The sequence below is a fragment of the Pyrobaculum calidifontis JCM 11548 genome, from assembly GCF_000015805.1.
GTDB lineage: Archaea > Thermoproteota > Thermoprotei > Thermoproteales > Thermoproteaceae > Pyrobaculum > Pyrobaculum calidifontis.
Genome location: NC_009073.1, coordinates 1531850 through 1554086, shown reverse-complemented (window position 1 = coordinate 1554086; position 22237 = coordinate 1531850). Strand labels below are relative to the sequence as shown.

Sequence of the window (22237 nt, the reverse complement as noted above, 5' to 3'; positions counted from 1 at the left end):
CGGAATTAGGCCCCGCGGATTAAAAGGCAACAGTGTATAATCTTAAAAAAGCGGGAAGCTCTAGCGTCGTGGACATAGTTGGAATACTAAGGCGTGGGGACCCCAGGGAGATTAGGGAGGCGTTGGCGGAGGTGCACAGGCAGAAGTCCTTCTCCTTGGCGGACTCCGAGTATTTCAGGGAGGAGCTCAAAAACGCGGCGCGGTACCACGCGTACCACATCGCCCTTATGTCTGTCATACTGCCAGAGGTGGAGGTAGACGAAGACAGCGTCACTGGCTTGGACTACCGACTGGCGAAGGCGTTTAAAGAGGCTGCGCAGAGGTGTCAAGGCTTGTCCATAGCCGTAGAAGACGAATTTTTCAAAATGGTCGTGGAAGAGCTAGACGCGCTTCTCCGCTCTCTTTGTGCTCAGCCCTCTGTAAACTCCGTATAGGAAGTATATCGTCATCGCCGTGATGACTATGGATGAGTATAAATGTAGCTCGGGGACCTTCGCCATTAACACAAGCGCCACATACAGAGCCAAGGCGAGGGTGGATGCCAGCACGGCAAAACTGGCGTACCTTGCTCCTCCTAGCTCTCTCAAGGCTATAAGTAGGTCGCGGTATATTTCGCTCGAGTACTTGAATAGGTAGTAGGCAAGCACGGCCACCACGGCCAGAGATATGGGCCATAGGTAGGCCAGGAGAAACGCCGTGGCAAGCGCCAGCATCGCCAACTTAGTCGCCGTGAGAAAGGCGTGTGTAACTACCCTATACAGCTTCTCGTACGCCACGACAGTCTGCACCTCTCTCACTCTAGAGGCCACGGCTTTTTCAAACCAGCTCTTATGTCGCCACACCACTGGCGCGAGAAATAGGGTAAAGACCGGCGAAATCGCCAGCGCGAAGGTTAGGCTTGCCTCCTTCAAGAGGAAGGAGGCCGCTACTGGGATTGAAATAGAGAGCTCAGAAACATGTGCAACAGACAGCGCCACGTCAGTTGACGTCTTCGGCTGGCCCGTGGTTAAGAGAGAGCTTAAGAAGGCGGCGGTAGCTCTCACAAGCACCGAGAAGAGGGCTACTGCGAAGCTTAACAGAAGTAGGTCTGGCCTAATTTCTGCAGATGGGACTGAAAGCCCCACAGCCAAGGCGTAGAAGTATATCAAGAGGCCAGAAAGCGCGGTTGCCTCTTTTTCGTGCATCTTATATACGTCGGCTTTTGAGAAGAGGTAGCCACCTATGAAGGCGCCTATTAAGGGAGATGCTATTTGGAGGTACTGAACTACGTAGAAGAAGCCAAATGACATGGCTATGGCGAAGGGCAGGGCGTACTCGCGGCCTACGATATATTTGTACACCTGGGAGAATATGGCCAACGCGGCGAGGCTTAGGGCGGCGAGTACGGCTAGGGCAATGGGCAAATTAGCAAAGCTGCCGCCCCCCAACAGCAGGCTAAGGGCGAAGAAGAGGACTGCATCTTCCAATGTGGTGAGAGACAGCGCTATTCCTCTGGCGTTCTCGGGAAGAGCTTGGGAGAACCTAAGCGCCAATACGCTGGAGGAGCTCAACATCATGACAGAGGCCACCAGCGCCTCTGCCACAGAGGAGCGGACGAGGAGGAAGAGGGCCATGGAGAAGCCGAGGATCAAAGCCGCCTCTAATAACACTGCGAAGAAAGCAGCAGGTGACAAGCCCGCGGCGCCGAGCTGACGCCCAACTTCAAATGCGAGAAGGGCTAGTAGAACTTGTAGATACGCCTCTGGCATAGAAAAGTCGAAGAGCCTCCCCACCACTAGCCCAGATAGGAAAAACCCGAGGAGGGGAGGTATTCCAATTCTGTCGAGAATATATGCGAGGAGTACGCCGAGTAAAATCGCTATTGAGACTATGCCTAAGTCCACTACTCCACGGTGTAGTAAAGCCGCTTCTTGCCCTTCCCCCTATTTTCAATCTTCAGAATCTTGATTGTCCCTATCTCCCTCGTGTTGCGGACGTGGGGCCCCCCATCTGCTTGAATGTCGACGCCGGGTATTTCCACAATCCTGAGGATGGGGATGTTGGGCGGCATCTTTTCCGCCAGTTTCACGACGCCGGGGATCTTAAGCGCCTCCTCTCTGGGAAGCCAGTACACCTTTACGTCGATGCCTCTCTGCGCTATGGCGTTGGCCTCTGCCACAGCTTCTTCAAATGCCTTTCTAACAGCGGCCATGTCTCCCTCTATGTTGAAGTCGTCGCGGGCGTACTCATGTGTAATATCGCCTCCCGTTATCAACGCGTTGTACTTGTTGTACAACACAGCGGCGAGGATGTGTGCCGCCGTGTGAAGGCGCATCTTCCGGTAGCGCTTCTCCCAGTCCAACACGCCTTTTACAACGTCGCCGGGCCTAAAGGCAGGCGCCCTGTCCAAGACGTGGGCTACCTCGCCGCCCTTGTGCGCAGCAACGGCTTGGTATACCTCTCCCCCAAATATCAGCACCCCCGTGTCGGCTTGGACGCCGCCTGTCCCGTCGTGAAACGCCGTCTTGTCCAAAACCACCTCTACCCCGTTGACCTCCAGCACAGTTGCCTCAAACTCTCTTATGTAAGAGTCCTCTTGGTACAGGAGCTTAGTCCTCATTGGAGCGGTTATAGTTGTGATTTTAAAACGTTGTACTAGCGTTGAGACGCCTCGAAGAAGAAGCCGTTTTTCTCAAGCTCGTCTAACAGCTTAGCGATGTCGAGAGTCCCAGGGATCTCTACCACAAAGATTAGGCGGACGTAGTTTGGCCTCTGCTCTGGGTCATACCGCTCGTGGAAGACCTCTAGAATGTTCACATTGTGAGCCGCCAAGATTGCCGAGGCCTTGGCCAAGGTGCCCGGCCTGTCGGGGACCTCTCCGACGAGCTTCACAACCCTCCTCTGCCTCGCCAGAGACTTCATTAACACCCTCATTAGTATTGGCGCGTCTATGTTGCCGCCGGAGACCACGGCCGCCACCTTCTTTCCCCTGGCGTCTATCTTCCCGCTCAACAGCGCGGCGACAGAAGCCGCGCCCGCCCCCTCGGCGACTACTCTGGACCGCTCAATGAGTAGGTATATGGCGTCGGCTATCTCGTTGTCGTTCACTAATACTATGTCGTCGACATATTCGCGCATAAGCTTCAGCGTTATATCGCCGGGCCGCTTAACCGCTATGCCGTCGGCTATTGTATCCACTTTTTCTATTGTGACAGGCTTACCCTCGCGGAAGGACAAATAAGCCGCTGGCGCCCCGCTGGCCTGCACGCCTATAATCTTCACGCTAGGTCTCCGCCTCTTTACCGCATAGGCGACACCGGATATTAGGCCGCCCCCTCCCACGGGCACTACGACGACATCTACGTCGGGCACGTCTTCGACAATTTCGGCGCCTAGCGTGGCCTGGCCCGATATCACATAGTAGTCGTCGTAGGCGTGGAGGAACTTTACCCCCTCCCTAACCAGCTCACGGGCTCTCTTCTCCGCCTCGTAGTAGCTCTCGCCGTATAAAACTACGGAGGCCCCATAGTCCTGGGTCTTCTTCACCTTGAGCCACGGCGTAGTCTCCGGCATAACCACGGTGGCCTTTACCCCGTGCAACTGCGCCGCGTAGGCCACCCCCTGGGCGTGGTTGCCCGAGGAGGCGGTTATAAATTCTCTGTACCCCTCCTGTATGTACTTGTGCATGGCGAAGTAGGCCCCCCTTATCTTGAAGGAGCCAGTCTTCTGAAGCGCCTCAAGCTTTAGATAGACGTCGCCGCCCACTATCCTCGACAGAGACTCAGACCTAAGCGTGGGAGTTCTGTGGATCTTGCCCTCGCTCTGCTTCTGCCTAATTACCTCTAAAGCCTCTTCGAGAAGTATCATGCCTCTTTAATTGCCAGAGCGAGGCGGCGGATGCCCTCGTTTATTTGCTCAAAAGAGGGGTAGGTGAAGTTTAGCCTCATGGCGTTTTTGACAGACTCGTCGACGAAGAAGCCGTGGCCAGGGATAAAGGCCACCTTGTACTGGGTGACGGCCTTGCGCAACAGCTCCCGCGTGTCTATCTGCGGCGGGACGGTGGCCCATACGAACATGCCGCCCGAGGGCCGGGTCCACCTCACGCCTTCAGGCATGTAGGTCTCCAAGGCAGCCAACATGGCGTCGCGCTTCCTCTTGTATAGCTCTTTAACCCGCGGCAGATTTTTAGTCACCACGCCGCGCCTAAGCCCCTCCAAGAATATGTATTGCACAAAGTTCGAGGTGTTTAAGTTAAGCGACTGCTTGGCCAAGTAGAACCACTTAATCACCTCCTCACTCGCCACAACCCAGCCGAGGCGGAAGCCCGGCGCAAAAATCTTAGACGCCGTGGAGAGGTAGATCACTCTATCCGACTTGTCCAACGCCTTTATTGGGGCCACTTGTATAGGCTCAAAGAGGAAGTAGGAGTAGGGGTCGTCTTCCACGATGAGTAAGTCGTACCGCTCCGCCACCTCTAGGAGGTACTTGCGCCTGTCCTGCGTCATTGTAATGCCAGTGGGGTTCTGCGCCGTGGGGATCGTGTAGATGAATTTTATCCTCTCGCCCCTGGCCAACAGCTCCCTCACCTTGTCCTCTAACAGCTCTACAATCATGCCGTGCTCGTCCATCGGTATGCCCACTAGCTTGGGCTGGTACACGCGCCACGCCTGCAACGCGGCCAGGTAGGTCGGGTTCTCTGTAATAACCACGTCGCCGGGGTTTATAAAAACGCGGCCGAGCAACTCCAGCGCCTCCTGCGACCCCACTGTCACAAGGACGTTCTCAGCCTTGGTCTTAATTCCGTGGTGCTCCTCGCTAAATTTTGCAATTTCTTGGCGTAGCTCGTAGACTCCCTCAGTTGACCCATACTGGAGGGCCTTGTGTGGATACGCCTCGAGGACATAGTTGACGATCTTTTGGATATCCTCCACGGGGAACGTGGAGGGGTCCGGCATGCCCCCTCCAAACGAAATCACGTCCACGGTCGCCCACTTGAGCAACTCCCTAATCTCGCTGGCGGTCATATACTTGGTACGCTCCGCCAGAAGCTTGCCGATGTCCATATGCGTCTCCAAGCCCAGTCTATATAAAGTTATTTATATGTATTGTATATTCACATGCGACGGAGTTCTATACATCTTTTACAAACTCTTCCCAGTCCCCTCCTTACGCTACACTCATCGCACACTGGGATTCCGCAAATCATGCAAGTAGCTATGGAGAATCTGACGCCGCAGATCTTACACAGCGTAGACGCGCATGCGGCACAGCGATCCCCCTCCCAGTCATAACGGCAGACCCTCCGCCCACATAGGGGGCACTTAAACTCAGCTTCTTCAAAGCCGCAGATCTGGCACTTCAACGCTTTAACAGCTTAGCCAAGAGCTGAGGCACCTCAAATGGGGTCTCTGCGACGGGGATCCCGGCGGCTTTAAACGCCTCTATCTTGCCCCTCGCATCGCCGGATCCCAGCATTACTATGGCCCCCGCGTGGCCCATGCGCTTCCCCGGCGGGGCAGTGCGGCCGGCCACGTAGGCTACAATGGGCTTCTTAATAGCACCCTCTGCGTAGAGCTTCGCCAGCCTCTCCTCGGCGTCGCCGCCCACTTCGCCAATTACCACGATTCCATCCACATCGGGGTCCTCGGCCACCTTTACCGTAGCCTCCATTAAGTCGAGTCCCACTATCGGGTCGCCGCCCACGCCTATGGCAATGTTTATGCCAAAGCCGGCCTTCACGAGCTGGTACGATATTTCGTATGTGAGAGTCCCCGACCTGCTAACTACGGCGATTTTTCCAGGGGTCTGGTATATGTTATTGGGCATTATGCCGAGCTTTGTCCTCACCGGGGGAGCCACTATTCCGGGGCAGTTTGGCCCAATGACTGTGACGCCCCTGACCCTGGCGTAGTTCACGGCTCTGAGAGTGTCGTGGATTGGTATGTGCTCCGTTATTACAACCACCAGCTCTATGCCTGCGTCCACGGCCTCCAGCACGGCGTCTGGGGCAAACTTAGCTGGGACAAATACGACAGAGGCGTTGGCGCCGTGGCGTCTAACCGCCTCCTCCACGGTGTCGTACACAGGCACGCCGTGGACCGTGGTGCCGCCTTTGCCCGGAGTCACGCCGGCGACTACCTTTGTACCATACTCCAACATGCGCTGTAGGTGGAAAGAGCCTTCGCGGCCGGTGGCGCCTTGTACTACGACTCTCGTGTTAGGGCTTACGAGGACTGTCATAGTTTGGCCAGTTCTACCGCCTTTTTAGCTGCCTCTTCGGCGCTTTCAAAGAGTGGTACTCCTATTTCGGCTAAAATGGCTCTTCCAAGCTCCTCGTTTGTCCCCTTCATTCTTACCACGATCTTCTTTGTGGTACCCCCAGCGGCTTGGAGGGCCTCTTTAACGCCGTAGGCGACTTCGTCAGCCCTAGTAATGCCGCCAAAGATGTTTATGAAGATCACCTTGGCCCTGGGGTGGTTGAGGAGGACTTTCACAGCCTCCCTCACAACCTCTCTGCTGGCGCCGCCGCCGATGTCGAGGAAATTCGCCGGCCTGCCCCCGAAGTGGTAGACTAAGTCCATGGTCGCCATAGTGAGGCCGGCGCCGTTGCCTATTATGCCAATGTCGCCGTCGAGCTCCACGTAGTGGAAGCCTATCTTCTTAGCGTAGGCCTCAAACTCCGTGATGTCGCGGGGGTCCTCCTCGAGGGCCTTCTCCAGCTCTGGGTGTCTAAACAAGGCGTTGTCATCTACGATCACCCTCGCGTCGAGAGGCACGACGTCGCCCTCCTTGGTGAGGGCGAGAGGGTTGGACTCCACTAGCTCTGCGTCGTAGTCCACCGCTATCTTGTACATGGCTTGAACAATGGAGGCCGCTTGTTGCCACTGAGCCGTACCTGGGCTAAAGCCGAGCCACGAGACTATAGAGCGGACGTGGTAGTCTCTAAGCCCCACGAAGGGGTCCACGTACACTCTCTTAATCTTCTCCGGGGTAGTCTTGGCGATTTCCTCGATGTCCATGCCTCCCACGGGCGAGGCGAGGAAGAGAAACCGCCGAGTGGCCCTATCTATGATGAGGGAGAGGTACATCTCCCTCTCCACCTCCAAGTACTTAGTCACATACAGCTTCCTCACCGTTAGGCCCTTTATATTCATCCCAAACATCTGCTTCGACAGCTCATACGCCTCTTCCACGCGTTTGGCCACTTTTATGCCGCCGGCCTTGCCGCGCCCAGCCACCACCACCTGCGCCTTTAGCACAACCGGCGGCCCCATCTCCTCCGCCGCTTTGCGCACTTCCTCAGGCGTGAGCGCCAGCCTGCCCGGCGGGATCTTTACCCCGTACTTTGCGAAAAGCTCCTTTGCCTCATATTCGTGCAACTTCATAGTGGGGATGGGTTCTCCCCCTATAAAAACAAATTGTCAACGGTGGTAGTATATCTATTCAACAAGCACTAGTAGGTATACCCCCGGCTCCTGTGCGCTTGCTATTGCGTCTCTTCTGTCGCTGAATACGCCCACCACTTCCCCGCCCTTGACTAAAACCCACCCCTTCTTGCCGCTCTTCTTAGCCGCCGCTAGCCACCGCCGTAGCTCTTCCTCAATCATATCACAAGTCTCTCCGGCTCCAGGCACCTATTTGCCTTTAGGACGTTGCTCTCCACCACGGTTCCCCCGTAGAGTTCTGCCTTCTCATACCCCAGGGCTAGGTACGCGGCAATTCTCCCAACGGCGTCTGCCTTCATGATCCCCGACCCCGAGGTCCCAGCCGCAATGTACAACCCCTCGGCTAGCCTATCAACTATCGGCTGATAGTCCACTACGTTTTCGTCGTAGTGGCCTGCCCACGCGGCTTGCGGAGTCTTCCCCTCAAAGGCGGGGACGTACTTCGTCAACACTGGGTAAATGCCATAGCGCCACAGCGTCTCCTCTGGCTCTGGGGGGTCCTCAAAGCGGTACGGCCTCCTATCGGCGACTCCTATCCAGAAGGTCTTCTCAGACGGCTCAGGCCTGATGTAGATCCCCCTGGGCAATATGATCATTGGGGCATACCGCTCGGCCAGGCCGGACAGCAGTAGGTCCTCCAACTCGCCCTCAGCATTTACCACAAAGACTTGCCGCTTCCTAGGCTTTATGGGGAGCCCAAAGCCCAAAGCGTCGGCAAGCCGCTCAGTCCAGGCCCCCGTGGCCAAAACCACGTTCTTCGCCTCCACGAAGCCCGCAGTGGTCTCCACGCCTCTCACTTTTACATCCTGCCAAGGAAACGGCTCGCCGGGGATCCCAATTGGCCTCTTCGGCGAAAAGGCCACGCTCTCTACCTTTGCGTTAAACAGCACCTCGCCGCCCTCGTTGAGGTACTGCTCGTAGTAGTATCTAACCACCCTCTCCGGGTCTATTATCCCCGCATCTCTCACCAAGATAGAGAACGCCACGTCGGGAAGCCCCATCTCTCTAGCCTCTTCGTCGTCTCTCACTCTAAACCTAATGGGCATGTCCAATTTCTCAAAGACGTCAACCCCCACCCCCATCCGCCTAAGCTCTTCGACGACTTTCAACATCGCCTCCCTCGACTCCTCAGGCACTAGGAAGAGGTACCCCACGAACCTCATCCCCAAGTCCACCCCCCTGCTCTGGACACTGCGGTAAAAGTCGACGCTGGACTTGGCCAAGGCCCGGTTTATCCACGACGTGAATATAGTCCTAAAGGCCGCGGCCGACCTAGCCGTATCCCCCATTCCAACGCCCACGTTTTGATCCACGACTAAAACCTTGGCGCGTGGCGCAAGGCGCTTGATATGAAAGGCCGTGGCCATGCCCACGACCCCCGCCCCCACTACCACATAGTCATACATAGGGAGACAGTAGTAGCCTATATATCAATATTTACACCAACGTCAAAAACTTATAGCACGGTCGATTTCACCTCTGTGATGAAGTAAACCGCGCCGGCGAGCCATGAGCGTAGAACTCACAACTGAGCAGACGGCGCCTTTGTCAACTCGCCAACTCCCCCCTATGCCTCTTCCAGAACTCCTCAAGCGCTTCCAGGTGGTGTCTCGGCAACGGCTTCCCGTCGCTGGCCTCGGCATATTCCTCAAGCTCCTCCACAGTCGTCGCTGTGACCACCACCGAAGTTATGGGGTAGGAGAGGACAAACTTCAACGCGTACTGCCCCAGGGTTAAGCCGAGCTCTCTTGCAAGCGGCACTATCTCGCTTTCAACAAGCCTCCTAGCCTTCAGCAACCACTCCCGGCTCCTCAACGACCTGTGGTCGCCCGGCGGAAACTCCGGCTTAAACCTGTCGGTGAGCACATCGGTGGCATGAGGCACTCTCGCCAGGAGAAGCCTGCCTTGCCCACGTCTAATCAGTGTTAGCGCTGGCTCCTGCTCCAGTATGTTGAAGACGAACATCAACGCGTCGTAGCCCGCCGCCAGGGCCGCCAGCCCCTCCTCTAGGACATCGGTCTCTGGGCCGAGGGCGGCGCCGACGTATTTGGCGAAGCGCCCCTTTAGCCTCAGCCCAGCCCCCCTCTTCAACACGTCGCTGGGGGCGTTGTGGATCTGGAGAACGTCGGGCCTCCTTCCCAGCCTCCTCACGGACATCTCTGCGGCATATTCCAGATACTCCTCGTCGTATCTCCTAACTGGCTTTTGGCTTGAGTAAAAGTCGTACCCCACCTTGGTGGCTATGTACACTCCCTCTCTGCCCGCCAAGAGGCGGCCGAGGTACTCCTCGCTCCTCCCCCTGCCGTATACGTCCGCTGTGTCGAAGAAGTTTATCCCCAGGTCTATGGCCTTTTCCACGAGTCTTCGCGCCTCGTCGAAATCCGCCACGCCGTACATCTCGTCGAACACCCACGCGCCGAACCCAATCTCAGATATGCGGAGATCCCCGTAGGCCCTATACCTCACGGCAAATGCCTTTGACGAGGATAGAAGTGGGGTAGACCCCGGCCCTCTTAAGGGCCTCCACCACCTCACCGCCGTCTAAGTCGAGGATCTTGTTGCTATTTACACACACCACATTTACATGGGGCGTTACGCTGTCGTAGTACGTCCTCCCGTTGTGCTCAAACGACACAACGACGCCGGTCTCCTCAAGCAACTTCAAAATGGAGTACACCGTGCTGACGCTTATCGACGGCATCTTCTGCTTAACCTCGTTCAATATGTCGTTGAAAGATGGGTGCTCCTTCTTGGCGAGCTTCTCCAGAACAATGTTTATTACCTCAAGTCTCTGCGGCGTGACGCGGTATCCCTTCTCCTTTAGCGTGGCGACGAGCTGTGCCGTCTCCATAATTCACAATACTCCTTATAGATATAAAAATCTAATTCCGCTTCAAGCACCTTATTTTCATTGAACCGACACAGCCAACATGACTGCGAGCATGACTAAGTTGCCCCGTGCGGCGCTCACCAAGTTGATCACTACTTTCCCGTCCTAGGTGCAGATGGGCTGTCGCCTAGAGGTCGCCCCCGCGCATGGGGAGAGCTCGGCCTTCCCGACGGCCCCCAGGTGGCGGATGAGACCACGACCGATGAGAGCTGATAGTCCGCCACCTGGGGAACTCAGGTCGGAGGAGGAGGTCGGTTAAGTATAAAACCCTCTGCGTTTAACTCTCTATGTCTATAAAATTGGAGGTGGTGGATGTGCCCATCCCCCAGGGCTGCAACGTCATTGTGGGCCAGGCGCACTTCATAAAGACTGTGGAAGACCTCTACGAGGCCCTAGTGACCTCGGTGCCCGGGGTGAGATTTGGCCTAGCCTTCTGTGAGGCAAGCGGCAAGCGCCTAATTCGCCACGAGGGCAACGACGAGGAGTTGAGAAATCTCGCAATAGACCTGTGTAAAAAGATCGCTGCGGGCCACGTCTTTGTCATATATCTGAGGAATGCGTGGCCCATCAACGTGTTAAATGCGATTAAGAACGTTCAAGAGGTCGTGAGAATCTTCGCCGCCACGGCAAACCCGCTCAAGATCATAGTGGCCGAGGTTGAGCCAGAGAGGAGGGGAGTCATAGGCGTCGTCGACGGCCACTCGCCGCTGGGCGTGGAGACTGAGGCAGACCGGGAGGAGCGTAAGCGCTTCCTGAGAGAGGTCACTAAGTACAAGCTGTAGCGTTTTTATAGTATCCACGAACTTTAACGTTTTGTGTCACGCGAAGGAGCCTCGGGGTTTTTAAGTGCCGTAAATGTGGCAACACTCCTCTTCTTTTTGGCGAATGGAATAGCCATAGTGGCTATGCCGCCCTATCTGAGGGACTTGGGTATCTCCAGCGAGGCGGCCATTGGCGCCGTGGTCTCCACGGCCTTCTTCGTGTCTGTAGTATTGCGACCGATAGGGGGCTTCTTAGGCGACAGAGTGGGATATGTCAAACTGATGCGCCTCGGCGTATTCTTTGCCGTAATAGCACAGGTCATGTATCTAATGCACAACGTAGCCACAGTGGTAGTGGGGAGGCTTTTCCACGGCGCCGCCATAGCCACCTTTCTCCCAGCCTCTATTGCAGCCTCTGTGAGAGAGGGCGTAAGTTCCTTGGCCTCCCGCTCCTTGGCTGTGGGGATAGGCAACGTGTTGGGGCCCCTAGTCGGCTCCCTCGCCTACGACGCCGGCGGCGCCCCTGTCTCATTTCTATTAGCCGCGTCGCTGCATGGGGTAAATTCTGTGTTGATAGGGAGAGCTCCTCCGCCGAGTCGCACAGGGACGAGCATTGGCGGGCGCCTGGAGCGGAGGGTACTGACGTTTATGCTACTGCTAACAGTCTTTGCAATAACCTACATGAGTATCTCCACCTTTGTGCCAGTGAAGTTGAAAGACAGGGGACTTCCCATTGCGTTTTGGGGCGCTTTCTCGTCCACAGCCGCGGTGGCTAGCCTCATCCCGCGCGTCTTCTTAGCGCGGAGTCCCAGCCACATAAACTACGCCGTGGCGGCCGTGGCCACTGCGGCGGCCTCGGTGGGGCTGTACCTGGCGACGTTGGCCGAGGATCTCCCCTCCTTTGTGCTTGCCGGCGTGATCTACGGCCTGGGCCAGGGCGCCGTGGTGATCACGTACCAAGTCTTGGCGCTTGCGGGTAGCAGAGCCGCAGGCCTGTCCTCCGCCGTCTACACAATGGGGTGGGACTTCGGCTCCATTGTGGGCCCCGCGGCCGCGGGGTGGGTCGTGGAGAGAGCTGGCTTCTCCGCGTTGCAACTCATGCCTTTCCTCCTCTTGGCTAACGTAGTTGCGCTTACTCTTTTATATGCACTACGGAGCCGGTGACGTGTCATTTTTGAGAAAGGTATTAGAGGACCCAGGGAGGGAGGTGGTGTATGTGAAGACTGACGAGGCTGAGAGAGTGGAGCCCTGTTGTGACGTGGGGGAGGTGCTTAGGGCTGAGGTGGCGCAGGCGTTTAAGTCGCTGGGGATTTCCTCTCTCTACCGTCATCAGTATGACGCAGTTGTGAGCATAAGGGCGGGGAGAGACACGGTAATTGTCGCGGGCACCGGCATGGGGAAGACCGAGGCCTTCCTGGCCCCCATACTAGAGGCCTCTCTTGAATCTCTCGGGGGGCCCGTCGCGCTTGTCCTCTACCCCACCAAGGCCCTTGCTCGAGATCAGTTGTCTAGGCTTAGGAGATTCGCCGACCGGCTGGGGGTGAGAGTCATGGTTTACGACGGGGACACCCCCCAGAGGGAGAGGAGGATATTGTACGACTCACCTCCCCACATCATTGTGTCAAACCCAGACATGGTTAGCCAAGCCCTCATGCATGTGGCTAAGTTCAGAGAGCTTGTGAAAAGGGTTAGATACCTAGTCCTCGACGACTTCCACGTGTACGGGGGAGTCTTTGGCTCACATATGTACTACCTACTTCGGCGCCTGCGGCGGTTTTCCAGGCCTGTGTATATCGCCACCTCTGCCACCGTGGGCAACCCAGCCGAGTTTACACAAGCACTGTTTGAGAGCGATAGAGTGAACGTAGTCGTCGGCCCCCTGGGGCGGCGGGGGAGGCTGGTGCAGGTCTTGGCTAGGCCTAGGTTTAGGTCTAAGTGGGCTGAGGCTGCTAGGCTGGCCGCGATATGTGTGGAGGAGGGGGTGAAGTGTCTCGTGTTTACGGACAGCCACAGATACAGCGAGGTTATCTACAGGGCGTTGAAGATGGGGGGCTACGGCGAAAGAGTGGCGGTGCACAGGGCTGGGCTAGACGCAGAGGAGAGGAGGCGTGTGGAAGACGCCTTTAAGAGGGGGGAAATCGACGTGGTGATATCTACGCCCACCTTAGAGCTGGGCGTAGACATAGGCGACGTGGATGTGGCAGTTCTAGCCTCCATACCGCCTTCCTACAACCGCTACCTACAGCGCGTCGGGCGAGTGGGGCGGCGCGGGCAGACGGGCTACGTTGTACAGATACTTGGCAACGACCCCATCTCCCAGTACTACCGCAACTACCCCCACGAGTTTTTTGCAAGAGCGCCGGAGCCGCTTGGCTTTGAGAAAGAGAACGAGGACGTCGCAGCCCTCCACCTCTTGGCGGCGGCCTCCGACATGCCCCTACGGCTCAGCGAGTTGAGCAATTTTGAGAAAGAGCTGGCGGAGTCCCTCCTGGCGAAGGGCTACTTGGCCAAGGTGGGCAACTACTTGCGCATAACCCCAGCGGGGAGGGAGGCGTTGAGCTCCCTCAGCCTGAGGGGGTCGCCCCACGTCGTAAAGATAAAGACTGTGGATGGAAGGACGCTGGGGGAGAGGGAGTTGCCCCTCGCCCTCTACGAGCTTCACCCAGAGGCCATATACATGCACGGCGGGAGGACCTACGTGTCCAAGTCCCTCGACTTGACGAAGAGAGTCGCAATCGTGGAGCCTGTGGACGCCGAGGACTTGGTCACTCAAGCCCTCGAGGACATGGATCCCGAGCTCGTGGAGGTTGTAGAGGAGGGCTCTGTGGAGGGCGTCCGCTATCAGTACGGGCGTCTTAAAATTAGGATCACGGTGCACGGCTACGCCTTAAAGCGGTTTACAACTGAGGAGACGCTGGGCGAGTACCCCATAGAGCCTCTCTCCTACGAGTTTGAGACCAAGGGCGTCGTGTTGTACATGCCCCTGGTGCGCTTCACGTCTGAGGAGGCCTTGGACTGGGAGGCGCGGGCCAAGGGGTACCACGCCACTGAGCACGTCCTAATATCTGCGGCCGAGATCGCAATAGGCTCGGCGAAGACCGATCTAGGCGGCATAAGCTACCCGGACGGCGTCATAGTCATATACGACTCCCACGTGGGAGGCAACGGCACCTCTAGACTCCTCTTAAAGAACTTTAGGCGCGTCGCCGAGGTGGCGTACAAGATAGTGAAGGGCTGCGACTGCGTCGACGGATGCCCAAAGTGCGTCTTCTCCCCCTACTGCGGCAACAACAACAAGATGCTGTCGAGGCGGAACGCCGCGAGGATTTTAGAGCATGTGCTCAAAGGCGGCGGCGCTTCGCCCGTTCTTGAAATACCGAAGGTCCGCGGCATAGTGTAACCTACTGCCCTTTTCGCAGAGTCAGTCGAGGGAGGCGAGGCCTTCCTCGTCTATTGGCTCTTTGCAGGGGCCGGCTTTTACCTCGGGCACCTTATGCGTATACTTGAGGTCTTTCGAGGCGGCTAGCGCCTTTTCGGGGACGCAGAGCGGCCTGTCCAGGGGGTCTGCCAGACTGAGCCCCTTCCTGTTCTTGTAGCGCCACACTGCGCTGTTTATCGCCTTCACCATGTCGAATAGCTGGGCGTCGCCCTCCCGCCACGCCTCGGGCGGGTCTTCTATCGCCTCGTCGTGTATTGAGCGGCCGTAGACCTCTCTCCAGATTTTATCTGTGACAAAGGGCATTATTGGGGCCAGTAGTTTGAAGCTGTACGCCATGACTGTGTGAAGCGTGTAAATTGCCGCCTCCTGTTCTTCTTTGGCGAATTCGCCGCCTCTGTTGTACGCCCTGGACTTCGCCAGTTCGATGTAGTGGTCTGCGAATTCGTGCCAGATGAAGTTGTAGAGGAGGTGCGCCGGCTCGTATACGTCGAAGTCGCTGTAGGCGGCTATGGCCCTCTTGGCCACGTCGTATAGCTTGGCCAAAATTGCCTTGTCCACTGGGGTGAGGCTGGGCGTTCCCTGCGGCTTTGGGAACGAGGTGACGAAGCGGGCGATGTTCCAGACCTTTGTCACAAACTCCTTTCCCTCCCGTATTACGTTTTCGTTGTACCGGTAGTCGCTGCCAAGTTTGCCCGCGGCAGCCGCCCAGAACCTCACCGCGTCTGCGCCGTATTTCTCCACTGGGGCTAGGAGGTCGATCACATTCCCCTTCGACTTGTGCATGGCCTCGCCCTTCTCGTCTAGCCCCATGCCGTTTATTCTCACGTACTTGAAGGGTATGTCGCCGAATAGTAGGAATGCCCTTAGTAGCGAGTAGTAGAGCCACGTCCTAATAATGTCGTAGCCCTGCGGCCTCATGATGGAGTGGGGGTAGACCTTGGGGAAGACGTTGAACTCCTTGGTGACTCCCGAGGCGTACATCCAGGAGATGGAGGAGTCCATCCACGTGTCAAAGACGCGGGTGTCGCCCTCGAGCACGCCGTCTTTGCACTGCTCCTTTACCTCCGGCGGCGGCTCCTGTCTCCAAGGCACGTAGTACTCTCCGCCCTTTGGCAAAATGGGCACGCGTTCCCCATTTGGCTTTATACACCACCAGATGGGTATCTCGGTGGCATAGTACCTCCTCCGGGACACTGGCCAATCTAGCTCGAGGGAGCGTATCCAGTCTATTAAGACTTGGCGGTACTCAGGCGGCTTAAACTCCATTCTCTGGGCCAGCTCTACCAGTTTTTCCTTGAATTCCACCTGCCTTATGAAGAGCTCCCTTGTTACAATAATTTCAAGCGGAGTCTTACAGCGCCAACACACCGGCACGTTGTGGACAAGCCTCTCTTGTTTAACCAAGAGGCCCTCTCTCTTTAGGTCTTCGACTATCTTCGCCCTTGCTTCTCTCACTGTGAGCCCCGCGTACCGACCCTCCTTTATTCTCCCCGCCTCGTCTACCACGATCCGGATGGGCAACTTGAGCTCGTTCACTATCATTAGGTCTCTAGTGTCGCCGAAGGTGGATATCATGACAAGCCCTGTGCCGAACTTCGGATTGGCGGCTCTGTGGGGGAGAATGGGGACTACCTGCCCCTCGGGCGGCACAACCGCGTGCAGGCCCTCGAGGCGTTTATACCTGTCATCCTCTGGGTGGAATATGACGGCGACTGTGGCTGGAAGTAGCTCAGGCCTCGTCGTGGCTATGACTATGTCCTCGCCGGTCTCCTTGACCCTGAACTTTATGTAGTTGAGGTAGGTCTCCTCCTCCTTGTACTCTATCTCCGGCTCGGCTAGGGCGGTGCGGCAACGTGGACACCAGGGGGTAGGCCGCTCCGCCTCGTACACCAACCCCCTGTGCCACAGATCTATGAAGGTCTTCTGCGTCATCCTCCGGTACTCCGGGCTGTCGGTCCCCTGCGGCCAGTAGTCGAAGGAGAGGCCCCACCTCCTAAGCGACGAGACAAACTCGCCCTCGTAGCGGTCCAGCTCCTCTTTACACAGCTTTATGAACTGCTCCCTGGGCACTTCATGCGCGACGATGCCGTACTTCTTCTCCACCTGCACCTCTATGGGGAGGCCGTTTCTGTCGAGGTAGAAGGGGAAAACCACGTCGACTCCCCTCATTCTGAGAAATCTCGCAATCATGTCGAAGTGGGCGTACGACGCCGTCTGGCCTATGTGGGGTCTATTGCTAGACAGATAGGGCGGCGGCGTGTCTATTACAAACACCGGCCTATCCCCCCTAACCTTGGTCTTGAAGCGCCCCTCTTTCTCCCATGTGGCTATTAGCTCCTCCTCCCAACGTATGTCCCACCTAGTGGGCAATTTGGAGACCACGGCGGCATATTCACAGTTTTTTAATTTGTTGAAACTGCAAAGTTTTAAATATGCCCCAGGTTCCCCACTGATGCTTAACCGTGAGATTTATCTCATAGCTGGACAAGGCAACAGGCTGGGTGAATTCCTCGTCGAGTTGAACTTCGACCAGCCCGGCATTTTGTCTGCTCTTTCCAACATCTTTGCCGAGCACGATGTAAACATTGTTAACATAGCCATTGACGGCCCCCGTAGAAATCTCCACTTCATAGTCGACTTATCCACAGCGACAGAGGAGCAGATTAGGGAAATATTAAAGCAACTGGAGATGTTTGCCTTTGTAAAAAGGGTCAAGTATAGGGTTTCAAATGCGCAGATTTTTGTGCCCAGGTGGATTACACACGTCATAAATGGAAGTCCAGCCGTGGCGCTGGAGAAGGAGTTTGTGCCGTACTTCCACGACGTCTCAAGACTTGCCGAAGAGATCGCGAAAAGAGATGTAAAAACCGTGAGAGAGCTCGCCCCCAGCATAGACGCCGTGACGCTTGAAGAGGCCTTGTACATTGTACAATTAAGGGGCTTAGCCGCCGTGAAAGAGACCACGGTGGCCGGCGGCAGACTCACGGCAACGTTGTGCAACTTGGCGCAGACGGTCGCTAGGAGGTACATCGACGCGTTGCTGAGGGAGCTGGGGGTCCAGTACAGAATTGTGGAAGAAGGCGCGTGTATAAGAATTGAGGCCTAGCCCTGCGCCACCTTTGCCAAATAGACGTCGAGGAGCCCCGCTTTTTCAAACAGTTCACAAGTCCTACAAACATCACGGGCCGAGGGGGCGCCGCAGTATTTACACCTCTTAACCACGGCGCCGGGCTGCGCGGCGCGGAGGAGTTTTGCAAGTCTCTCGCCGAAGGAGACTAGGTTGTATTTGACCGACGGCATCTCTCTCTCAAGCCCGGCCAAAGTAAATTTCAAGTCGTACCTGGGGTTGGCCACTACGTAGGGGCACTCTAGCTCCATAAGCGGGATGCCGTGGTAGTAGGCGTATAGGGCTATCTCCTCCTCTCTGATGTACTTCAGCGGCTTTATCCGAGGCACGAGGTCTTTCTCCTCTGCGTCTTCGTAGAGGCCAAACCAGGCGAACCGCCCCAAGTTGCCCATCAACACGTTTAACATGACGGTCTGCGCCTCGTCGTCTAAGTTGTGGGCAGTGGCTATCTTCGTCCAGCCCCTCCTTTTCCCTATTATGTTCATAGCCCTCCGCCTCAACACGCCGTCTATTGTACACATATGTACCTCGTGCCCAGCCTTGGCCAACCTCTCCGAGAGCTCCATCGCGGTTACGCCAAAAATGTCCTTGAAGTGGTACACGTTGTACTCAACGCCGAATTTCTCCGCCAGCTCTCTCACGTAGTCCCTTCTAGACATCCTATAGAAGCAACTGTAGGGATGCCCCTCGTTTATTGTAAAGGCCTCAAGCCTCACTCCCCTCAAGGCACCTCTCTCCCTCAACTTCCCCAGTATATAGAGCAGTACTAGGGAGTCCTTCCCCCCGGACACCGCCACTGCCACATAGTCGCCTGGGACTATAAGCCACTCTTTCCTGATTGTCTCCACTACCTTATTTTCTATTGACGCGAAGAGACACTTAAGACATAGTTTTTCTCCGCTTACCTGCCTGAGATACTGCGCCGGCCTTTTTCCACACCGGTCGCAGAGCGCCGTCACAGGTTAATGTGGGGTATGGTGCCGTGCTTTCTCTCAGCCTTCTCAATCTCTAGGGTAAAGGTTTCCAGCGACGTTCTGAATATGTAGAAGATAATGCCGCAGTTTTTGCAGCGTGCAATCATGATGGTGTTCTCTGGCCCCTTATGACGATATGTGTGAGGCGGGGGTAGCGCCTCCCACTCCGGCAGTCCGCATCTGGGGCAGACGATCACGGCCCGTCTCTCGTTTCTACTTAAAAATCTGCTCAAGCCAGCTCTTCGCCTGGCAGAGGTCGTTAAAGCTGACGTGTCCGCCCTCTTTGCCCACGATTATGGTCAACATTCCCAGGGCCATTGCGCCTAGGTCCTCCTCGCTGTCGCCCACGTACACGGTGTCGCGCGCCTCGGCTCCCAGACGCCTCAGCGCGTACTTAAACACCGACTTGAGGGGCTTTCTCTTAAGCAAGACGTCTGAGGTGAGCACGAGGTTCACCCTCAAGCCGTGGGCCTCTAAGAAGGCCGTGATGAAGCATTTGCAGGGCGTGTTAGAGAGTATCGCCACTTTTCCCGCGCTGGAGGCCCACTTGATAAACTCCACGGCGCAAGGTGTCTCCCTGATCTTGCCCGACACTTGGGCCACATACCTATTCCACATCTCCCTTGCCTCCAAGCCCGCCATGTGTGCCACTGCGCTTATTACAGACCGTAGTGGCACTTCCACCCCGGTGGCCCTGATCTCCTCCACGACGACTCTCACTTGCTCCACGGCGCCGTCGTTGCCCACCGTAGCCTTTAGCTCCTCCCAGAAGTCCACCGGCTGTGCCAAGAGGCCCCAGAAGCTTGTGATTACGTTCATCTAACGCGGTACCGCACGCCTACGTCGCAGACCACCTCCACCACCCCCTTCTCCACTAGTCTCATCAACCTCCTCGTCGCCACTGGCGGCGGTATGCCCCTCTTCCACGCGGCCTCGGCTATTGTCTCTAGGTCGGCCTCTCCCCCCAGCTCCTTAATCAAGAGGACTAGGTCCACGGCCTCCGCCGAGCTCTGGGTTTATAACTTTGACGCTGTAGCCCGTGACCCACAGCCAGTTGTACTTGCCCGCCAGCACGATGAGGGCTGGCACGACGAGGGGCCTTATGACGAAGGCGTCTACCAGCGCCGCGAAGGCTATGGTGAAGCCCACCTGCCTCAGCAGAGTGAGCTGAGATAGGAGCAGGGTGGAGAAGGCCGTGGCCAAGATCAAGGCGGCGCCCGTTATCACGGGCCCTGTGGTGACGATGGCCCTTTTTATCGCCTCCCTCTCGCCGAGCCCCTTCTCAAGCTCTTCTCTTATCCTCGCAATAATGAAAATGTCGTAGTCTGTCCCCACGGCCATTAAAAAGGCGAAGAGGATTATGGGCACGAGCCAGTATGTGGGCTGTCCTGCGAGTTCTTGGAAGAGGAGCACCTCCAGCGCGAGGCTCCACGCTATAGACATAAGCACTGTGGCTATCAGCCGGAGGGGGATTAGGAAGCTTTTCAACAACACGGCGAGTATTACGAAAACCGCCACTATTACCACGTACACTTGGAAGTTCCAAAATCGGACGTAAATCTCGTTGAATACCACGTTCTTCCAAGAGGCGGCTCCGCCAATTAATGCGCCGTATTGATCCTTAAGCGGCTTCAAGAGCTGATACACCTTCAACAGTTCGTCAGATGTGTCTTCCACAGAGAGCCTTACATTGATTACATACCAATCGCCGATCTTTTCCACAGTATGGTTAACGTAGTGAGGTAGCCCCTCCACGGTTGCCAGAACTTGCGGCGGCGGAGGCTCCCTCATTACTACATACGTGGTAGAAATCGCCGTGATGTTAGAAAAGTATTTGGTGGCAATCTCTAGGGCCTTCTTGTGCTGCGTCTCTGGCATTGCCACAACTGGGTCGGTTGTGATCTTTAGAGTCGTTGTTAGAAATATGAAGGAGACTAGCGTGGCGGCCAGCGCTACGGCGGCTACGGCGAGGGGCCTTCTCAACGCGAGGTCCACCGCCTTGGCCATCAGCCTGGACCTGCCTGTGTGTCCAACGACCTTTTTCCTAGGCCAGAAGATCTTATCGCCCAGGACATACAAGATGGCGGGAAAAACTACGAAGACGGAGGCTACGACAAACGCCGTGGTGATTATATAGCCTATTCCTATGGACTGCATAAATGGGAGAGTGGAGAGGGCGAATGAGCCAAGCGATGTGGCCACCACCGCGGCGCTAGCCGCTATGGCCCTCCTGGCGTATTTAACCACGACGTCGATGGCCTCCCTCTTGCTTTTGCCAGTAGCCCTCTCTTCCCCATAGCGGCTAGTCATGAGGAGCATGTAGTCTACTCCTATGGCGAAGACCACGGGGGCCGCCATGTAGACGACGAGGTAGTATATGCCTTGGAAGCTGCTTATCTGCTCTAGGAATCCCAAGACGGCGAGGTACGTGAGGCCAACGGTGGACACTATTACGAGGGGGGCCGCAAGCGTCCCCATAACCGCCAGAAGTACCACAAGCAGAGACGTTGCGGTGGTTTTGTCTATTGAGGAGACGTCTTGTGTCACAATTTCTCTAAAGCTGTCCATTATGTACGCCATAGAGACAGGCACGCCCAGCGCCAGGGGTATAACCGGCTTATCTTCAGTGGCTTTGACAAAGGCAAGCGCGTACTTCCCCCTGTACACCAGCTGGGACGCGAGCTTCTGCGTGTCCAAAGTGGGGGGCGGATACTGCGCCGTTATATTCCTCAGCAAGTCGGCTCTAAAGAGCTCGACGGCGCGGTCCACATCGCCGTTACACACGAGGTAGGACAGGTAGGGGCGCAAAACAGGCGGGGCCTTATTCACTGTGGATACATAGACGTATTTCTCCACGCCTACAGTTGCGACTTCCCGCGCCAGTTGTATCAACGTTTTGTTCAAGGCTGTGGATAAAATGGCCTCTGTCACGTTCTCCACGGCGCCCTCAGAGGCCCACGTCCTCCACGTGACATTTGCCAAGAGCCGCGACGCGTTGACGCCGTAGACCTCCTCTGCTGCTAATCTCACCGCCACGTCCACGTCGTAGACTGCCACATACTCCCTGTACTTCTTGAGGAACTCCTCCGTCTTGTTGTCCACAGCTTTCCCCAGCGCCGCGACTCCGTATGTGGCTAAGAGGAGCTCCCTAGCCCTCTCCCTCGCCTCTGTGTACCCCTGCACGAGCTTCTTCAATTCGCTACACGTCTCTCCTGTGGCGTTTGCCACGGCCACGGCTACGTCTCTAAACGCCACAGTGGCGTTTTCAACGGTGGCCTTTATGCGTCGCCAGTAGATGTCCAGTGCCTTATCTAAAATAGTCCACGGGGTTGTTGAATTAGGGAACAGCTTTGTCAAATTCCTCGCCTTGTCCTCAAGGAAGGGGCCGAATATGACCACCGGCACGGTGTTCACTCCGCTGCCGTTCTTCTGCTTGACTATGGAGTCTACTAGCTTTGGCTCTACGTCGGGAGGCGTAAGCTTAGACTCATCGTATACCAGCACGCTAAATACATTGGGCGAGTGGAGCGCTAAGTATACGTACAAGATTAGGAGAGCTACAGCGGCCGCCACCGTCCTCTTCACGTGGGGGCATTAGACAAGTATATAAAAGGATGCGGCG

At 56.3% G+C, this 22237-nt stretch carries 21 protein-coding genes; 5 read left to right on the top strand and 16 right to left on the bottom strand.

Annotated features, from left to right (window positions below):
- Positions 1 to 68: 68 nt before the first annotated feature.
- Complete coding sequence (locus PCAL_RS08795) at positions 69 to 434, top strand: hypothetical protein (RefSeq protein WP_011850339.1); 366 nt, start codon at positions 69 to 71, stop codon at positions 432 to 434.
- Here PCAL_RS08795 and PCAL_RS08790 read toward each other — a convergent pair.
- The 10 genes from PCAL_RS08790 to PCAL_RS08745 all read right to left on the bottom strand — a co-directional run bounded on the left by PCAL_RS08790 (position 381) and on the right by PCAL_RS08745 (position 10275).
- On the bottom strand, positions 381 to 1883 hold the full coding sequence (locus PCAL_RS08790; RefSeq protein WP_011850338.1) for a cation:proton antiporter domain-containing protein: 1503 nt from the start codon (positions 1881 to 1883) through the stop codon (positions 381 to 383). The two genes, PCAL_RS08795 and PCAL_RS08790, sit on opposite strands and share 54 nt — an antisense overlap.
- Positions 1883 to 2599, bottom strand: coding sequence for an alanyl-tRNA editing protein AlaXM (gene alaXM / locus PCAL_RS08785; RefSeq protein WP_011850337.1), 717 nt, complete (start codon positions 2597 to 2599; stop codon positions 1883 to 1885). Before alaXM ends, PCAL_RS08790 begins: the two co-directional genes overlap by 1 nt.
- Positions 2600 to 2634: 35 nt before the next feature.
- Positions 2635 to 3846, bottom strand: a complete 1212-nt coding sequence (ilvA, locus tag PCAL_RS08780) for a threonine ammonia-lyase (RefSeq protein WP_011850336.1) — start codon at positions 3844 to 3846, stop codon at positions 2635 to 2637.
- Entirely contained in the window at positions 3843 to 5042 is a 1200-nt protein-coding gene (locus PCAL_RS08775) for an aminotransferase-like domain-containing protein (RefSeq protein ID WP_011850335.1), read from the bottom strand. Before PCAL_RS08775 ends, ilvA begins: the two co-directional genes overlap by 4 nt.
- Positions 5043 to 5337: 295 nt before the next feature.
- On the bottom strand, positions 5338 to 6219 hold the full coding sequence (gene sucD, locus PCAL_RS08770; protein ID WP_011850334.1) for a succinate--CoA ligase subunit alpha: 882 nt from the start codon (positions 6217 to 6219) through the stop codon (positions 5338 to 5340).
- Positions 6216 to 7364, bottom strand: a complete 1149-nt coding sequence (gene sucC / locus PCAL_RS08765; protein WP_011850333.1) for an ADP-forming succinate--CoA ligase subunit beta — start codon at positions 7362 to 7364, stop codon at positions 6216 to 6218. The genes sucD and sucC overlap by 4 nt, the downstream gene beginning before the upstream one ends.
- Positions 7365 to 7418: 54 nt before the next feature.
- The gene (locus PCAL_RS08760) at positions 7419 to 7586 is read right to left on the bottom strand and encodes a hypothetical protein (RefSeq protein ID WP_011850332.1); all 168 of its coding nucleotides are present in this window, start codon (positions 7584 to 7586) and stop codon (positions 7419 to 7421) included.
- Complete coding sequence (locus tag PCAL_RS08755) at positions 7583 to 8830, bottom strand: NAD(P)/FAD-dependent oxidoreductase (protein ID WP_011850331.1); 1248 nt, start codon at positions 8828 to 8830, stop codon at positions 7583 to 7585. The genes PCAL_RS08760 and PCAL_RS08755 overlap by 4 nt, the downstream gene beginning before the upstream one ends.
- A 142-nt stretch (positions 8831 to 8972) precedes the next feature.
- Entirely contained in the window at positions 8973 to 9890 is a 918-nt protein-coding gene (locus PCAL_RS08750) for an aldo/keto reductase (protein ID WP_011850330.1), read from the bottom strand.
- Positions 9880 to 10275 (bottom strand): Fur family transcriptional regulator, encoded by a 396-nt coding sequence (locus PCAL_RS08745; protein WP_011850329.1) that lies wholly within the window; start codon positions 10273 to 10275, stop codon positions 9880 to 9882. The genes PCAL_RS08750 and PCAL_RS08745 overlap by 11 nt, the downstream gene beginning before the upstream one ends.
- Before the next feature lie 326 nt (positions 10276 to 10601).
- Here PCAL_RS08745 and PCAL_RS08740 point away from each other — a divergent pair, with 326 nt between their 5' ends.
- The 3 genes from PCAL_RS08740 to PCAL_RS08730 are packed head-to-tail and all read left to right on the top strand — an operon-like array spanning position 10602 to position 14475.
- Positions 10602 to 11096, top strand: a complete 495-nt coding sequence (locus PCAL_RS08740) for an adenosine-specific kinase (RefSeq protein WP_011850328.1) — start codon at positions 10602 to 10604, stop codon at positions 11094 to 11096.
- 33 nt (positions 11097 to 11129) lie between these two features.
- The gene (locus PCAL_RS08735; protein ID WP_011850327.1) at positions 11130 to 12239 is read left to right on the top strand and encodes an MFS transporter; all 1110 of its coding nucleotides are present in this window, start codon (positions 11130 to 11132) and stop codon (positions 12237 to 12239) included.
- A 1-nt stretch (position 12240) separates the two neighbouring features.
- Positions 12241 to 14475: a DEAD/DEAH box helicase gene (locus tag PCAL_RS08730; RefSeq protein ID WP_193322652.1), complete on the top strand. Its 2235-nt coding sequence runs from the start codon at positions 12241 to 12243 to the stop codon at positions 14473 to 14475.
- 21 nt (positions 14476 to 14496) lie between these two features.
- On the opposite strand, the gene PCAL_RS08725 is transcribed toward PCAL_RS08730, so the two are convergent.
- Positions 14497 to 16896: a valine--tRNA ligase gene (locus PCAL_RS08725; protein WP_011850325.1), complete on the bottom strand. Its 2400-nt coding sequence runs from the start codon at positions 16894 to 16896 to the stop codon at positions 14497 to 14499.
- 70 nt (positions 16897 to 16966) lie between these two features.
- Here PCAL_RS08725 and PCAL_RS08720 point away from each other — a divergent pair, with 70 nt between their 5' ends.
- Positions 16967 to 17620 carry an ACT domain-containing protein gene (locus PCAL_RS08720; protein WP_011850324.1) on the top strand — a complete coding sequence of 218 codons (654 nt, stop codon included), beginning with the start codon at positions 16967 to 16969 and terminating at the stop codon, positions 17618 to 17620.
- Here the strand turns inward: PCAL_RS08720 and PCAL_RS08715 are convergent.
- From PCAL_RS08715 to PCAL_RS08695, 5 genes are read right to left on the bottom strand one after another with little or no spacing between them, the layout of a single operon-like run.
- A complete protein-coding gene (locus PCAL_RS08715) occupies positions 17617 to 18600 on the bottom strand; it encodes a TIGR00269 family protein (protein ID WP_011850323.1) in 984 nt (327 codons plus the stop codon). The two genes, PCAL_RS08720 and PCAL_RS08715, sit on opposite strands and share 4 nt — an antisense overlap.
- Positions 18597 to 18812, bottom strand: a complete 216-nt coding sequence (locus PCAL_RS08710) for a hypothetical protein (protein ID WP_011850322.1) — start codon at positions 18810 to 18812, stop codon at positions 18597 to 18599. The genes PCAL_RS08715 and PCAL_RS08710 overlap by 4 nt, the downstream gene beginning before the upstream one ends.
- A gap of 16 nt (positions 18813 to 18828) precedes the next feature.
- Positions 18829 to 19434, bottom strand: coding sequence for an HAD family hydrolase (locus PCAL_RS08705; RefSeq protein WP_011850321.1), 606 nt, complete (start codon positions 19432 to 19434; stop codon positions 18829 to 18831).
- Positions 19431 to 19610 (bottom strand): hypothetical protein, encoded by a 180-nt coding sequence (locus PCAL_RS08700; RefSeq protein WP_011850320.1) that lies wholly within the window; start codon positions 19608 to 19610, stop codon positions 19431 to 19433. Before PCAL_RS08700 ends, PCAL_RS08705 begins: the two co-directional genes overlap by 4 nt.
- Entirely contained in the window at positions 19588 to 22200 is a 2613-nt protein-coding gene (locus tag PCAL_RS08695; protein WP_193322651.1) for an MMPL family transporter, read from the bottom strand. Before PCAL_RS08695 ends, PCAL_RS08700 begins: the two co-directional genes overlap by 23 nt.
- Positions 22201 to 22237 lie beyond the last annotated feature (37 nt).

What these genes read in the sequence shown, in the direction of transcription:
- PCAL_RS08745 (WP_011850329.1), bottom strand. Translation starts at nt 10,275, where the DNA reads ATGGAGACGGCACAGCTCGTCGCCACGCTAAAGGAGAAGGGATACCGC.
- ilvA (WP_011850336.1), bottom strand. Translation starts at nt 3,846, where the DNA reads ATGATACTTCTCGAAGAGGCTTTAGAGGTAATTAGGCAGAAGCAGAGC.
- PCAL_RS08775 (WP_011850335.1), bottom strand. Translation starts at nt 5,042, where the DNA reads ATGGACATCGGCAAGCTTCTGGCGGAGCGTACCAAGTATATGACCGCC.
- PCAL_RS08760 (WP_011850332.1), bottom strand. Translation starts at nt 7,586, where the DNA reads ATGATTGAGGAAGAGCTACGGCGGTGGCTAGCGGCGGCTAAGAAGAGC.
- PCAL_RS08705 (WP_011850321.1), bottom strand. Translation starts at nt 19,434, where the DNA reads ATGAACGTAATCACAAGCTTCTGGGGCCTCTTGGCACAGCCGGTGGAC.
- sucD (WP_011850334.1), bottom strand. Translation starts at nt 6,219, where the DNA reads ATGACAGTCCTCGTAAGCCCTAACACGAGAGTCGTAGTACAAGGCGCC.
- sucC (WP_011850333.1), bottom strand. Translation starts at nt 7,364, where the DNA reads ATGAAGTTGCACGAATATGAGGCAAAGGAGCTTTTCGCAAAGTACGGG.
- PCAL_RS08720 (WP_011850324.1), top strand. Translation starts at nt 16,967, where the DNA reads ATGCTTAACCGTGAGATTTATCTCATAGCTGGACAAGGCAACAGGCTG.
- PCAL_RS08740 (WP_011850328.1), top strand. Translation starts at nt 10,602, where the DNA reads ATGTCTATAAAATTGGAGGTGGTGGATGTGCCCATCCCCCAGGGCTGC.
- PCAL_RS08755 (WP_011850331.1), bottom strand. Translation starts at nt 8,830, where the DNA reads ATGTATGACTATGTGGTAGTGGGGGCGGGGGTCGTGGGCATGGCCACG.
- alaXM (WP_011850337.1), bottom strand. Translation starts at nt 2,599, where the DNA reads ATGAGGACTAAGCTCCTGTACCAAGAGGACTCTTACATAAGAGAGTTT.